This is a genomic window from Gillisia sp. JM1, from assembly GCF_000424645.1.
In the GTDB taxonomy this organism is placed as follows: Bacteria; Bacteroidota; Bacteroidia; order Flavobacteriales; family Flavobacteriaceae; genus Gillisia.
In genome coordinates this window covers 510295-524513 of the sequence record NZ_AUKH01000007.1, presented here as the reverse complement: position 1 = coordinate 524513, position 14219 = coordinate 510295, and the positions used below count along the sequence as shown (strand labels likewise).

Annotated in this window: 14 protein-coding genes; 2 read left to right on the top strand and 12 right to left on the bottom strand. The window is 34.9% G+C overall.

Annotation, left to right across the window (positions count from 1 at the left end):
• Together H033_RS0102360 and H033_RS0102355 are read left to right on the top strand one after the other, a co-directional pair.
• Window positions 1-1158: a DUF4249 domain-containing protein gene (locus H033_RS0102360; RefSeq protein WP_026836905.1), complete on the top strand. Its 1158-nt coding sequence runs from the start codon at window positions 1-3 to the stop codon at window positions 1156-1158.
• Between the two features lie 15 nt (window positions 1159-1173).
• Window positions 1174-2886 carry a hypothetical protein gene (locus H033_RS0102355; protein ID WP_026836904.1) on the top strand — a complete coding sequence of 571 codons (1713 nt, stop codon included), beginning with the start codon at window positions 1174-1176 and terminating at the stop codon, window positions 2884-2886.
• 257 nt (window positions 2887-3143) lie between these two features.
• Here H033_RS0102355 and atpG read toward each other — a convergent pair whose 3' ends face one another.
• From atpG to H033_RS0102295, 12 genes are all read right to left on the bottom strand, one after another.
• Window positions 3144-4004, bottom strand: coding sequence for an ATP synthase F1 subunit gamma (gene atpG / locus H033_RS0102350; RefSeq protein WP_026836903.1), 861 nt, complete (start codon window positions 4002-4004; stop codon window positions 3144-3146).
• Between the two features lie 41 nt (window positions 4005-4045).
• Entirely contained in the window at window positions 4046-5626 is a 1581-nt protein-coding gene (gene atpA, locus H033_RS0102345; protein ID WP_026836902.1) for a F0F1 ATP synthase subunit alpha, read from the bottom strand.
• 46 nt (window positions 5627-5672) lie between these two features.
• Complete coding sequence (gene atpH / locus H033_RS0102340; protein WP_026836901.1) at window positions 5673-6227, bottom strand: ATP synthase F1 subunit delta; 555 nt, start codon at window positions 6225-6227, stop codon at window positions 5673-5675.
• Window positions 6228-6231: 4 nt separating this feature from the next.
• The gene (locus H033_RS0102335) at window positions 6232-6726 is read right to left on the bottom strand and encodes a F0F1 ATP synthase subunit B (RefSeq protein ID WP_026836900.1); all 495 of its coding nucleotides are present in this window, start codon (window positions 6724-6726) and stop codon (window positions 6232-6234) included.
• 80 nt (window positions 6727-6806) lie between these two features.
• Window positions 6807-7028, bottom strand: a complete 222-nt coding sequence (atpE, locus tag H033_RS0102330) for an ATP synthase F0 subunit C (protein ID WP_026836899.1) — start codon at window positions 7026-7028, stop codon at window positions 6807-6809.
• Window positions 7029-7056: 28 nt separating this feature from the next.
• The gene (gene atpB / locus H033_RS0102325; RefSeq protein WP_026836898.1) at window positions 7057-8139 is read right to left on the bottom strand and encodes a F0F1 ATP synthase subunit A; all 1083 of its coding nucleotides are present in this window, start codon (window positions 8137-8139) and stop codon (window positions 7057-7059) included.
• Between the two features lie 133 nt (window positions 8140-8272).
• On the bottom strand, window positions 8273-8659 hold the full coding sequence (locus H033_RS0102320) for a DUF6168 family protein (RefSeq protein ID WP_026836897.1): 387 nt from the start codon (window positions 8657-8659) through the stop codon (window positions 8273-8275).
• 9 nt (window positions 8660-8668) lie between these two features.
• On the bottom strand, window positions 8669-8896 hold the full coding sequence (locus H033_RS20795) for an AtpZ/AtpI family protein (protein WP_026836896.1): 228 nt from the start codon (window positions 8894-8896) through the stop codon (window positions 8669-8671).
• A complete protein-coding gene (locus tag H033_RS0102310) occupies window positions 8865-9275 on the bottom strand; it encodes a polymer-forming cytoskeletal protein (RefSeq protein WP_026836895.1) in 411 nt (136 codons plus the stop codon). Before H033_RS0102310 ends, H033_RS20795 begins: the two co-directional genes overlap by 32 nt.
• Before the next feature lie 4 nt (window positions 9276-9279).
• The gene (locus H033_RS0102305) at window positions 9280-11838 is read right to left on the bottom strand and encodes a tetratricopeptide repeat protein (RefSeq protein ID WP_026836894.1); all 2559 of its coding nucleotides are present in this window, start codon (window positions 11836-11838) and stop codon (window positions 9280-9282) included.
• 105 nt (window positions 11839-11943) lie between these two features.
• Entirely contained in the window at window positions 11944-12663 is a 720-nt protein-coding gene (locus H033_RS0102300; protein ID WP_026836893.1) for an ABC transporter ATP-binding protein, read from the bottom strand.
• A gap of 10 nt (window positions 12664-12673) precedes the next feature.
• Window positions 12674-14158, bottom strand: coding sequence for a DUF5687 family protein (locus tag H033_RS0102295; protein ID WP_026836892.1), 1485 nt, complete (start codon window positions 14156-14158; stop codon window positions 12674-12676).
• Window positions 14159-14219: the final 61 nt, after the last annotated feature.

The window sequence follows — 14219 nt, the reverse complement described above, 5'->3', positions numbered from 1 at the left end:
ATGAAATTACTTTTAAAAAATAAAAATTACATGATCCTCTTCGTTTTAATAGCGTTAGTAGTTTCTTGTGTAGAAGAAATCCCCTTGGAATCTTCAGGTTTTGAGGAGGCAATTGTTATAGAGGCAACTATAACCAATGAAGTAAAGCAGCACCAGATTAAAATATTTCAGGCTTTTGCTATAGATACCACAGGACCCAATCCTTTATCTGGGGCTACTGTAAAAGTAATAGGAAATATCGAATATTTTTTCGAAGAAGGCGAGTCGGGAATTTATACTTCCAGAGATAGTTTTGCAGCCCAGCTAGGTATCTATTACCAACTTAATATTTTAGCAAATGGCAAAGAATATGAGTCTGAGCCAATGGAATTACTCGGAACTAACAGCATTGATCAATTAAAAGCAAATAGAATTGACTATAGGGGAGAAAATGGTGTGGCGATCACTTTAAACAACCAGACTTCCAATGGCACTGCTAATTATTACAAATACGAATATGTCGAGACTTTTAAATTCAATTCAAATTATTTTAAAGTCAATGATTTAATTATTGAAGATGGGGTGCCTGTAGAAGTCCCTAAACAAAAAGAAGAGTATACGTGTTACCGTACTACCAATTCGCAGGAAATAATACTGGCCAATACGAACTCCCTCTCTGAAAACAGTGTAAACGACCTACTAATTAAATTTATAGAGTCAAACAATCCTGGTGTTTCTAATAGATACAGCCTTCTTGTAAAGCAATTTATTATTAGCAGAGAAGCCTATACCTATTATGAGATTCTTAAAGAATTGTCGAGTTCCGATAACCTTTTTTCTCAAAGTCAGCCAGGTTTTTTTGCGGGCAATATCTCAAACATTAATAATCCAGATGAAAAAGTAATTGGTTTTTTTAATGTATCATCTGTTTCCGAAAAAAGAATCTATTTTAATTATGAAGATTTTTACAATCCCAACAGCATAAGAACTCGTTTTGTGCCTTATGCTGCCTGCGAAGAAACAACACCTAGCACCACTGCCTTAATAGCCCAATTAGAACAAGGTAGCGTAAAATGGTCTGGTACAACTCCAGGTGGCGCTTTCCTCGTGGTTCCAACCCGATGTGTAGATTGTACAGTTTTTGGCACTAATGAAAAACCAGAATTTTGGGTAGATTAATTACAAACTAAAAGAATGATCAAAAACATTTTTATATTTTTCGTTTTTTATACAACATTCACCAACTGGTTGAATGCGCAAACCCTAACTGATGAAAATTTTATTCAAAATGAGATTTACAAAGAACAGGTCTATCTTCATTTAAACAGTAGTTTATTATTTAGCGGAGAAAAATTGCTTTATAAATTCTATTGCCTAAATACAGAAACCAATAAATTAAGTGATCTAAGCAAAATTGGCTGGGTGATATTGTTGAATTCAGATAAAGAAGAAGTATTTCAACAGAAGTTGAACCTAGAGCACGGCCAGTCTTATTCAGATTTCTTTATTCCTTCCAACCTGCCTTCAGGAGCTTATAAAATTTTAGCTTATACTTCCTGGATGTTGAATGCTGAAAAAAATTATTTTGAACAGGATATTCATATTTTAAATCCATATCAAAAAGAAAACAAAGGATTTATTCTTGAAGAAAATCCTGAAATATTGTCGCAAAAAAGTGAGCCTGAAGTGTCATCTGATTTTAAGTTAAAACTTAATAAAAATTCATTTTCACTGAGAGAGGAAGTTGTGGTGAATTTTGAAACATCATATGAAATATTAGGTGATTTCTCAATTTCTGTAAGACGGATAGATAATTTTAGTAAACCAAAAAGAATAAAAAGTATCAATTATAATAAACTTTACGAGAACATAAGCTGGAATTATTCGGATACTTTAATTCTCCCGGAAGTAAGAGGATCGCTTGTAAGTGGTAGAGTGGTTGTAAAAGATAATTCTTTATTAAAATCCAAAAATTTAATAATATCTTCTCCTGGAGAAGAAAGTCAGGTAAATATTGTTTCCATAAACGACATGGGCGAATTTAGTTTTACTATTAATAATGACCTGGCTGTAAATGAACTTTTATTGCAATTGGTAGGTGACAAGCAGCAGGATTTTAACGTAGAGCTAAAACAAACAATTCAACCAGATATTTCTCAATTAGTTTTCAAAAAACCGATTATTGACGATGGTTTTAAAGAATATATTATTGAAAAAAGTGTATACAATCAAATCGAAAATGCTTATTCCATAACTAAAGCGGACCAATCGATTTTCCCTAAGAATAAAAGATATTTCTTTAACAACGAACTCTTAAAATTCAACTTAGATAATTATACAAGGTTTCCTGATGTTACGCAAACCTTTGTCGAGATTATTGAATATGGAAGAGTTAAAAGGAATGGCGATGGAACACATAGCATTTTAGTACGAAACCAAAACACCAATGGTGAATTTACATTACCCGCATTATTGATCGTTGACGGAGTTGTCGTGCAGGACCACGATAAACTGGTTTCTTTTGATGCTGAAAAGATTCAAAGCATTGGTCTTCTTAGAAGCAAATTCTTTTTTGGTCCCGAAACATATCAGGGAGTGGTTGTAGTAGAAACCAAAGATGGAAATTTTCCGGATGAATTTAGAGATGATTCTATAAAATTTAAAGAAGTTATTACTGCCCAAATTTTAAAGATATATTATAGCCCTAATTATAATAATGAAAACTTAGAACGAATTCCAGATTATAGGTATCAATTGTTGTGGAATCCCGAAATAAACTTTAAAACAACCGGAAATAAGCTCCGATTTTTCACTTCAGATCTCGAAGGGAGTTTCGAGATAAATCTGGAAGGGTTTACAAGTGATGGAAAACCGATATCTCTAAGTAAAACTTTTGAAGTTAAATAAGCTTAAGATTTAATTTTATTCTGAGGACAAATTCGTAGCTATAATCAAAGATATTTTTGGTTTTAAGTTATAAACGATAAAATTAACATACATTAATAAGAATTGACCAACGCAGATTCAATAAAATACCATCAGAAAACTGGCATTAAAAAATGTGAGGGCCACGACTAATACTGGTTGGTATTAAACAAAAATGCTTTATTTCTAATTGCTAATAGCTTCAAAAAGTGAGTGATTTGAGTCCGCCACCGCTAGATTTAGTTATTCAATGCTTCAGCTCCACCAACGATCTCTAAGATCTCATTAGTAATAGCTGCCTGTCTTGCTTTGTTATAAGACAATTTAAGCGAATCTCTCAATTCTGTTGCGTTATCTGTTGCTTTATGCATCGCCGTCATACGAGCTCCATGCTCTGATGCTAACGAGTCACTCATCGCTTTAAATAACTGCATTTTTAAAGACTTAGGAATAAGATCTTTTACAATCCGCTCCTTTTCTGGTTCGAAAATATAATCTAAAGTTACATTCTCTTCAGTTTCAAATTTCTCTATAGGTAAGAACTGTTCAGTTATTACATCTTGAGTTGCAGCATTTACAAACCTATTGTAAACAATTGAGATCTCATCATACTTTCCATCCAAGAACCATTGCATAATATTTTCTGCAATTGCAGCTACAGTATCATACTTAAGATCGTCGAAAATAGCATTATTGTTCTCTGCAACTGTATAAGTCTTACTTAGAACATCATTCGCCTTTTTTCCTAAAGTTAAGATCTCTACGTTCTTATCACTGTATTTTGAAGCAGCAACTGCACGAGCACCTTTAACAATATTTGTATTGAAAGCTCCAGCCAATCCTCTGTTAGAAGATATAGCAACTATCAAAACCTTGCTAACTTCTCTTTGTTCAGCATATGGGCTTCCGCTATCTGCATCTAAAGAAGCACTAAGACTTTGTAGCAATTCCGTCAACTTTTCAGAATAAGGTCGCATTGCAGTAATGGCATCCTGTGCTTTACTCAACTTTGCAGCCGACACCAATTTCATGGCACTGGTAATCTGCATGGTTGATGAAACCGAAGTAATCCTGTTACGTAATTCTTTTAAGTTTGCCATATTATATAATTCTGAATTCTCAATTCATAATTAAGAATTTTTTATGCTTTATATTTTGAAGAAATCTCTTTTGCAGATGACACCAAAGTATCTGTAATTTCATCTGTAAGTTTTCCAGCTTTTAAACCATCTAAAGTAGCACGATGTTTTAAATTCAAGTATTCTAAATACTCTTTTTCAAATTCTTTTACCTTGTTAACAGGAACATCTCTTAAAAGGTTCTTAGCTCCTGCAAAAATAATTGCAATTTGATCTTCTACCGGGAAAGGGTCATTCTCTGCTTGTTTCAAGATTTCTACGTTACGCTTTCCTCTTTCAATAATATTTAAAGTAGCAGCATCAAGATCGGATCCAAACTTAGCAAATGCTTCCAATTCACGGAATTGCGCCTGGTCTAATTTTAAAGTACCTGCAACCTTTTTCATCGCTTTAATCTGAGCATTTCCACCCACACGAGATACAGAAATACCTACGTTAATCGCTGGACGAACCCCAGAGTTAAATAAATCTGATGTTAAGAAGATCTGACCATCTGTAATCGAAATTACATTGGTTGGAATATATGCAGAAACATCTCCTGCCTGAGTTTCAATAATTGGCAATGCAGTTAAAGAACCACCACCTTTTACCAAATGCTTGATAGAATCTGGAAGATCATTCATTTCTGAAGCGATCTTGTCATTGTTAATTACTTTTGCCGCACGCTCTAACAATCTAGAGTGTAAGAAAAATACATCCCCAGGATATGCTTCACGTCCCGGTGGGCGACGTAATAATAGCGAAACCTCACGGTATGCTACTGCTTGTTTAGAAAGATCATCAAACACAATAAGTGCAGGACGACCAGTATCTCTAAAATACTCACCAATTGCAGCACCTGCAAAAGGAGCATATACTTGCATTGGAGCAGGGTCTGATGCGTTTGCCGCAACAATAGTAGTATAAGCTAAAGCACCTTTTGCTTCTAATTTCTGAGCAATTCCAGCAACAGTAGAAGCTTTTTGTCCAATAGCCACATATATACAATGTACAGGATGTCCTGCATCGTAAAATTCTTTTTGATTCAAGATAGTATCAATACACACAGCAGTTTTACCTGTCTGACGGTCACCAATAACTAATTCTCTTTGTCCTCTTCCAACTGGCACCATAGCATCAATAGCTTTGATCCCTGTTTGCATAGGCTCTGTAACTGGCTCACGGAAAATAACCCCTGGTGCTTTACGCTCCAATGGCATTTCGTAAGTTTTTCCTTGAATAGGACCTTTTCCATCTATTGGAGCTCCCAAAGTATCTATAACTCTACCTGTAATTCCTTCACCAACATTGATAGAAGCAATACGCTGAGTTCTTTTTGCTACAGACCCTTCTTTAATCTCTTTAGAAGGTCCTAAAAGTACTACCCCAACATTGTCTTCCTCAAGGTTAAGTACAATTCCTTCTAATCCACTTTCAAATTCAACTAATTCTCCATATTGAGCATTAGCTAAACCATAAATACGTGCAATACCATCCCCAACGGTTAGTACTGTTCCTACTTCGTCTAAAGTAGCTTTTGCTTCAAAACCTGAAAGTTGTTTTTTTAATATTGCTGAAACTTCAGCTGGATTTACTTCGGCCATAATTATTTAGAATAAAATTGATACACCTAAAGCGTATCTGTTTTCATTAAATTTTTGAAATATACGTGTTGTTAGTAAGCTCTCTGCTTAAATTACTAAGACTTTTTGCAACACTGGTATTGTATTGAAGATCTCCTACTCTAAGGATAAAACCTCCCAATATACTTGGATCTACTTTACTTTCTAAAGTTGCCACATTTCCTGTAAGCTCCTTTACTTTCTCAAGTATCTTAGCTTCCAGATTAGCATCTAATGGAACCGCTGTAGTTACTTCAGCAACTTGTATGTGGTTCATTTCATTAAATAGAGCAGTATAACTTTTAGCTACAGCTTGAAGCTGGATAATTCTGTTATTGTCTACAAGAATATCAAAAGCTCCCAAGGTTATAGTGTGAGCTGCTTTAAAGATTTCCTTCAATGCACTCTTTTTAACATTGTCTTTCACAACCGGACTAGCCAAAACATCTTGTAGCTCCTCACTGGAAGAAATAGTTTCATTTATGGAAACCATATCATTATTGACCAACTCAGTAGCGTTTTGATCTTTTGCCAATTCTAAAATTGCTTTCGCGTATCTCTGTGCAGCTCTGGTACTTTCCATAAACTTATTTTAACGTAACATCTGCTAACATATCCTCAACCAATTTGTGTTGTTTCTCTGTAGTAGATAATTGTTCACGAATAACTTTTTCTGCGATCTCGATAGATAAAGTAGCAACCTGATTTTTAAGGTCTACCATTGCAGCATTTTTCTCGTTCTGGATAATAACCTGTGCATTAGCAACAATCTTATCTGCTTTAGCCTGAGCTTCTGCAGCTGCATCTGAAACAACTTTCTCTTTTATTTCGCGTGCTTCTTTAAGCATTGCATCTCTTTGCGCTCTTGCCTCATTTAACAGTTTCTCATTATCAGCCTGAAGGTTTTGCATTTCCTTTTTAGCATTTTCTGCAGAAAGTAAAGCATCATTAATAGAGTTCTCTCTTTGTTTTATAGCACCCAATATTGGTTTCCAGGCAAATTTTGCCATAACGAATAACAAGACTAAGAAGACGATGGTTTGCCAAAAAAACAAACCTATTTCAGGAGTAATTAAATCCATAGTATATTCAATAAAAGTTTAAAACATCATTTTTAAAAATCTATTCGCAACCAACCGTTGCGAATAGATTTTGAAATTAACTACCTTAAAACACCTAGCAAAGAGGCAACAACTCCAAAAAGAGCAACCCCTTCTACAAGTGCAGCGGCAATAATCATAGCTGTCTGGATTTTTCCTGAAGCTTCTGGTTGACGGGCAATAGCATCCATTGCAGAACCACCAATTTTACCAACACCAACTCCAGCTCCTAAAACCGCAAGACCGGCTCCTAATGCCGAAAGACCTACATACAATAATTCCATAATAAATAAATTAAATAATTAAAAATAATTAATGATGTTCATGTTCCTCAACTGCCATCCCGATAAACAGGGCAGACAGTATCGTAAAAATAAACGCTTGAAGGAATGCTACTAGCAATTCCAAAATTGTTATAAATAATGCAAAAGGAACAGATATACCTGCAACTCCCGCATTTTCTAAAATAAATATCAATCCAATTAAACTCAAAATAATTATATGCCCCGCCGTAATGTTCGCAAACAAACGAATCATTAATGCTATAGGCTTAATTATTACCCCGGCACCTTCAACAATAGCAAGAATAGGTTTTACCCATGTAGGAATTCCCGGCATCCAGAAAATGTGTTTCCAATATGCTTTATTCCCGTTGATAATAATAAGGGCCAACGTAAACAACCCCAGAGAAACTGTAACCGCGATATTTCCAGTTACGTTTGCTGCTCCTGGCAGTAAGCCTAATAAATTCGTGATCCAGATAAAGAAGAATACCGTGAGTAAAAATGGCATAAACTTCATATACTGCTTTTCCCCTATTTGAGGGATCGCTATTTCATCTCTTACAAATAAGACAAGCGCTTCCAAGGCATTATTAAATCCAGAAGGAGCCTTAGAGTTCTTTTTATGATAATTAGCGAGTGACAAAAAGAAAATCAACATAAGAATAACGGTTATGAACATAGCCGCCACATTCTTGGTAATAGAGAAATCCCACGAAGTAGTAGCATTTAATGGGTGGTCTTCTTCATCAAATTCTACAGTATTCGCCCCAGATTCCAGCTGGTAAATATCCTCGTGATAATTTACAAAACGCATTCCGTCTTTCTCAACAATATGCTTAGCTTCGGTATCGTGATGAAACTCACTGGACATGAAAGTTACAAATCCATTATCTGTAAAAAGAATAACCGGTAATGGTATTGTGTAAGAATTCTCACCTTCTCCAAAAAAATGCCAACCATGAGAATCACCTATGTGATGCATGATCATTTCTGTGGCGTTAAACTCTTCTGCAAATTCCTCTACAGATGATTCTTCCTGAGAAAAAGCAAGTAAAGGAAGAAAGGCTAGGGCAAATGCCATTACAATCTTAAAAGATTTTTGTGCTGTCATAATCCTGTTAAACTTAATAATGGTGGGCTCAAAATTTCGGTGCAAAGGTATGCTTTTTAATTAAATCTAAAAGCAATAATTCTTTTTTTTGTCTCTTTTCGTATTTATATGAATTTAATTGAGATTCAAATAGTTACCTTGAATTAATAAGCTTTACCGCAAAGATGGTTTCCAAAATAAGGTATAGAAAATAGGGTATAAAAAATGAAAGTAAATTAATAAAAGGACTGTTTTCATTATTTATTAGCATTGGCAGCAAAAACAAAACCGCAGCCAGCATTTTAAAAAGACTGGCACCCATAAATGCAAATCCGGTTTTGTCACTAAGGTTCAAATACACGTAAACCAGCAAAAAATAAATCAGGAATGTAGAAGTAATGTGAAAGGCATAAATACCCCAAATACTATAATAAAAGATGATTTCTTCGAAAAATATCTGGTTTGTGATAAAATGGACTACAAACAGAATTAATGAAAAAGGGAGAAATATTTTTGAAAAATCAAGTAGTTTTTGTTTCATATGAAGGGTTTACTGTTCTTTACTCATTTTGCTAACTTTTCTAATCACCTGAAATAGGGCTACAAACACTCCTAAAAGCGTTATCCCAATAGTAAAACCCGAAAATTTATTCGGAAATTTTTTATCTAGCCAAATTCCCAGGAGCAATGCTGCTCCAATGATAATTGCCATCTGAAAAGCGATATTTACAAACTCCAAGTACTTATCAAGCGGAGCGTTCTTTTTGTTTTTGGTCATCTTTTTTTAGGGATTTTACAGCACCTTTCATAGTACAAGTAGCATTAAAAGAAGCACCAGGCTCAATAGATAATTTCCCTGCATTCACTTCTCCATCAATAACAGCACAGGACCTTAAAGATAAAGTTTCTTCAACATTAAGTTCCCCATCAAAAGATCCTTCAAAATCGGCATTCTGGCAAGTTAGATCTCCTTTTATTAAACCTCCTTTGCTAATAACCACTTTTCCAGAGGTAGATAAATTTCCTATAAGGCTTCCTTCTATTCTAAAACCACCTTTTGCTTCAATATCTCCAGTAATAACTGTTCCTGCTGATATTCGATTTTGCTCTTTACTGGTCTCCGTTTTTTCTTTTGATTTGGTTGGGCTATTAAACATTGATCTAGGGTTCTTGTTTATTAATTAATTCTATATAAGTATCCAGATTTTTCTTTAGCTGAATTACTCTGTAATTTTCTGAAGAAACTATAACCGGAGTTATCTCCACTTTGTATTTCTTATTGATGTTAAGCAGTTCTGCAAAACCTTCTGCGTTGCTATATGCATCTAGTCCATGAACGACAACAAATTTCAACTTGTAATTGTAAACATCTTGAGAAACAGATAGCCCCGCGTAATCCAGCTCCAAAATAGCCTTTTCAAGGACTTCTTTTAAAACATTGCTTTTTTGTTGGTCTGCAACTTCAACGGAATAGAGTAACTTTAAATTAGAAGCTGTATTGCTATTTATCTCTAGTGTGCTTTTCTCCATTTCAGGAATTGCAGTATTTAACAATTCTAAGGCGGTAATCCCCACCTGAGTTTGTGGATAATTAGCTGCGATTGTAGATAATTCTTCTTTATAGGCATTCACTCCATAAATTCTTCCCATCGCTCTAGCTCTCAATAATTCAATTTTAGGCAACAACTCTTCTTCAGGATATTCATTTACAAAAATCTTTGCCTCTTCAATCACCTTTAAAAATTCAGCTTTTTCAAAAAGAATATAGAGCTCCTTATATTTGTTTTCAGCTTCATCTTCTTGAGCAATGGCAAGATCTGGATTATTAATTCTAGAGGCATATCTAGAATCTGGATATTGGGATAAAACCACTTGTTCAAATCTTTCGGCTTCTGAATTATTTCCTCTTTCGAGGTTTATTTTATATAAATAATAATTAGCAGGAATCACTAACCGCTCTTCTTCCGTGAAGTCCAATAAAGCTGTAAGTTTTTCTGAAGCCAAATCAGGCTTGTTATATTTCTCCTTATAAATTAGTCCTAAGCTGTAATAAGCATCATTTCGCTCTTTTTCTAATTCTGAAATTTGAAGCGGATCACTTGGTATTTGGTCCAGGTAGGTTTGAGCCGTGAATTTAGGGTTGTTAGAAATAATAAGACCGGAAACCTCATCTAAACCATCTTTTTCTATGTTGGTAAAATTACTTGAATTCAATCTCCAATTATCCCTTAATTCTCTTGGCCCCCAAGTTCTAACAAAGCTCTCTAGGCCTGAGGAAACCCTTCTTGGGTTATAAAAATAAAAGGTATTTGCTGGATCGTTACCTCCCAGAGCAGGTGGTGCACCCGGAGTATTACGGGAAGCAGGTGTTGTAGGCTGGGTAGCCTCCGGAACTGATCCTTCTTTTGCTTCAGCTACAGCTTTTTCTTTTAATTCTTCAGCATATCGGGTAAAATAATCTACACGTTCATCTTCTGGCATTGCCACAAAGCCTAAGATACTGTCATTTTTTTCTACTATGCTTTCGTAAAAAATAACCTCCTTAAGGTTATCTCGTTTGCGTTCAACAAAGAAATAATCACGAGAAGTATTTGGGATCTTGGTTAAGGTACTATCATAATACGCGCTGGCCTCTCGATATAAAGCTTTATCAAAATTTATATTTCCAAGCGTTTCATAATTAAGAGAAAATAAATAATTGTCTTTGGAAGGTTCTCTCAGAGATTTATTATAATAGGATGTTGCGACATTTGTAGAATCTATATGATTGTAATATTCGGCTAGCTGAAAATAGATCTTATCCAGAAAAGGCCTGTTTTCCCGATTCTCTTCCATTTCCTTTAAACGCGCCAGCAATAAGGCCGGCTCTTCAGTTTCAAAATTGAAATTTCTGGTCTTTTCAATTTGAGCATTCACTAAATATTCTCGTGGAGTTTTCCTTTGGAGTTCTATGACCTCATCAAAAGAATAATTGGCGCTATCTCTTTGTTTCAATAAATTATATAGTTGCCCCTGGATATAGTAATAACGGCCTTTTTCGTCGTTATTACTCGTATATTCTGCAGCAGTTCTAATAGGTGTAATAGCACTATCTGGGTGACTGATATTGATATATGCCTGTGCCAACATAGCATTAGCATCTGCCTTATCTTGATCTTTTAAGGTCTCAGCCTTAATAATTCGTTTAAGATTCTTGATGGCCAATTTATTGTTCTGAAGTCGGATATTGGTTTTTTCCCTCCAGATCTGTGCGTGATTTATAGTATTACTGGCAGGATATTTATGAAGAATATAATTGAAGGCTTCCAAGGCCGGGAAAAATCGTTGATCGAAATAACGTGCTTTTCCAAGCATTAGATAGGCTTCATCTATTTGAGGGTTATTTTCATTTCCTTCAATAAGCATCGAATGTTTTTGAATGGCCTTAGTTGCTTTTTCTTCAGAAAGCTTAAAAGATTCATTTTTCACCGTTCCGGGCAAAGAGATCTCTTCAGAAATTTGCATTCTTTCTACCGGTAGTATATCCCAGAAATTCTCGTTATAAGAACCTGCAACTTCCTGCTTACCCTGCTCCAGAGCAAGGCCTCCATTATATAGAATATTATACTCTGTACCTATAGCATGCCAACCCCTGTTGATGAACTTATCCTTTTTTCTGGAACAACCGGAAAGCGCAATCACCAAAAACAGGCAACCCAATACGTGTGTGAATTTATTCAAAATCAATAAGTTCTTGATATTATAAATAACAGAAGTCCTTTACATTTAGTATGCTAAAATACGTTTCTTTTTAGAAATTGATAAGTTGAAAAAGCAATCTAAAAACTAAGCTTCTTCTTTCAGAGTTAAATCCTTAGAGAAATAAGTTTCCAACTCATCTAAAGTAGCTGTAGAAGTCATAAGGTCTTTTACAAGATCTCCCTTATCTAGCAAAACAATCCGTTCACAAACTTCTGTAACATGAATAAGATCGTGACTAGAGATCAAAATAGTAGTTTCCTTTTGGGCGGTAAGCTCTTTAATTATTTTTTTTAACCGTATTTGCGTGGTTGGATCCAAATTAGCAAAAGGCTCATCTAAGATTATAACTTTTGGGCTTCCTATAAGAGCTGCTACAATTCCAACTTTCTTCTGATTCCCCTTGGAAAGGTCTCTCAAATACTTCCGTTTCCCCAAGATCTCATCATGAAAGAAATCTTCAAAAGTTAAAAGCAGTGCATCTACATCGGCTTTGTTTTGCTTCCGAAGGTCTCCAATAAAATAGAAGTATTCTTCAGGAGTAAGATATCCAATCAAAAAACTTTCATCTATAAAAGAACTTGTAAACTCCTTCCACTCTTCATTTTGGCTCACGGTTATTTCGTGATTAAAAATGTTTCCTGTTGTTGGCTGAATAAGATCTAATAACATGCTAAAAAATGTAGTTTTTCCAGCACCGTTATTTCCTACCAAACCCATGCTTTGGCCTGTAGGAATATCCAGATGTTCTATGTTTAGAACCGTGGTTCCTTTATATTTCTTTGTAAGGTTTGTAGCTGTGATCATGGTTGTAATTTTATTCGCCAGATTGTTTGAAACCTTCAATCATAGCATATTTCTGTCTATTATAACGTTGCGCAATAAAGCCGATAGCGCGATTCCTTAAAATTAATCCTACTATTCCTAGTACGAATAATACGGTAAGAGCGCTTTCAAAAGAAATGAACTTATTAATTATCCAGAAAATAAGCAATGGCATTAGCAGGAGTGGAAGTCCTACTATATACTGTGTAGCTCCCGTTCCTTGGTAATTCATAAATGGACTTTTATCCAGATCTATCTTTTTTCTATTGAAAGATCCTGCATAAAGCAAAATGGGAATATTGACCCCTATATTATAAACTGCGCATATCAAATTAATTAAAAAGATCTTCCAGCCATAATATAAATATGGGGTTGAAAGGATTGCTAGCACAACTACGCTAAAGGTTATTAAACCCGCTTTGGCTGTTAAGTATTTCTTTAATGGGATATTCTGTGCCATAATAAGTGGATAATATCCCGCATCCCAGGCTGGAATGAACTGCCCAAAATTGATCATAAAGATCCCAGTAATAAAGATCCCAGCAAAAACAAAGACTACCGGCATCCCTTGATAAGCATCATTACCATAAAAGATGAGGCCATAAGCCAGAAACAGAATAGATATGTAAACCGTTGTTTTGGGTCTTTTATTCCTCCAGATCATTTTCAGGTCTAGTTGCAAGTACGGTGCTATATCTCCAAATCGTCTAGTCCATAGAAATTCGTTGGTGTTTGCGTCTTTTACTTCATCCTTTAAAGTGGTATCCAAATAAAATTTACTTTCTAAATCCTTCTGGTTCCATTTATAAAAAATGACACCAATTAGAATAGGAATAAGCGCCAGTAAAGGAAACTCAAGAATTGCATTAAGTCCTTTTCCAAACCAAACACTACTTTCAAAGATCTTGAAGTAATCTAAGATTACTATCACCGCAATGCTTACAACTACAGGAATTAATGCTTTTATATTATCGGTAAAATTCTTTTTAATTATAAAGTTCGCGTAATTCACAGAAAGAGTAAGGCCTATCATGGCGATCATCCATGCTATTATTGCTCCCGTGCTAAAGGTTTGTTTGTAAATATTAAAGATTCCAAAAGGAATAATAATTAGTAGGGGAAGGAAATTGAAGAACGAATACAAGGATTTTAGAAGCACAAAATTCACCATTTTTCGTTTCTTGATAGGCAGCAGCATCAATGGTTTGATATCCATGATGGGTAAATTTTGAAGTAAAAACCTATATACCAGCTCCAAGACCAACCATACTAAAAACCATCTGTTAACTAAATACAAGGGCTCTTCTCCCGGGAAATATTCCTTAATAAGGGGATATAAGCCAATCCCGAATAGCAGGAATGCAGCAATAAAATACAAACCCAAAAATCCCATTAGAATTTTGAGGCCCATACTCTTGCCTAAGCTTGCCGATCTAAAAAATGATTTCCACTCTAGCGAGAATAAGCGCTTGAACATAATAGTTAGTGTTTATATATAGAAGTGTGGAAATTTACCAATTTGTTACAAATAAAAAAGG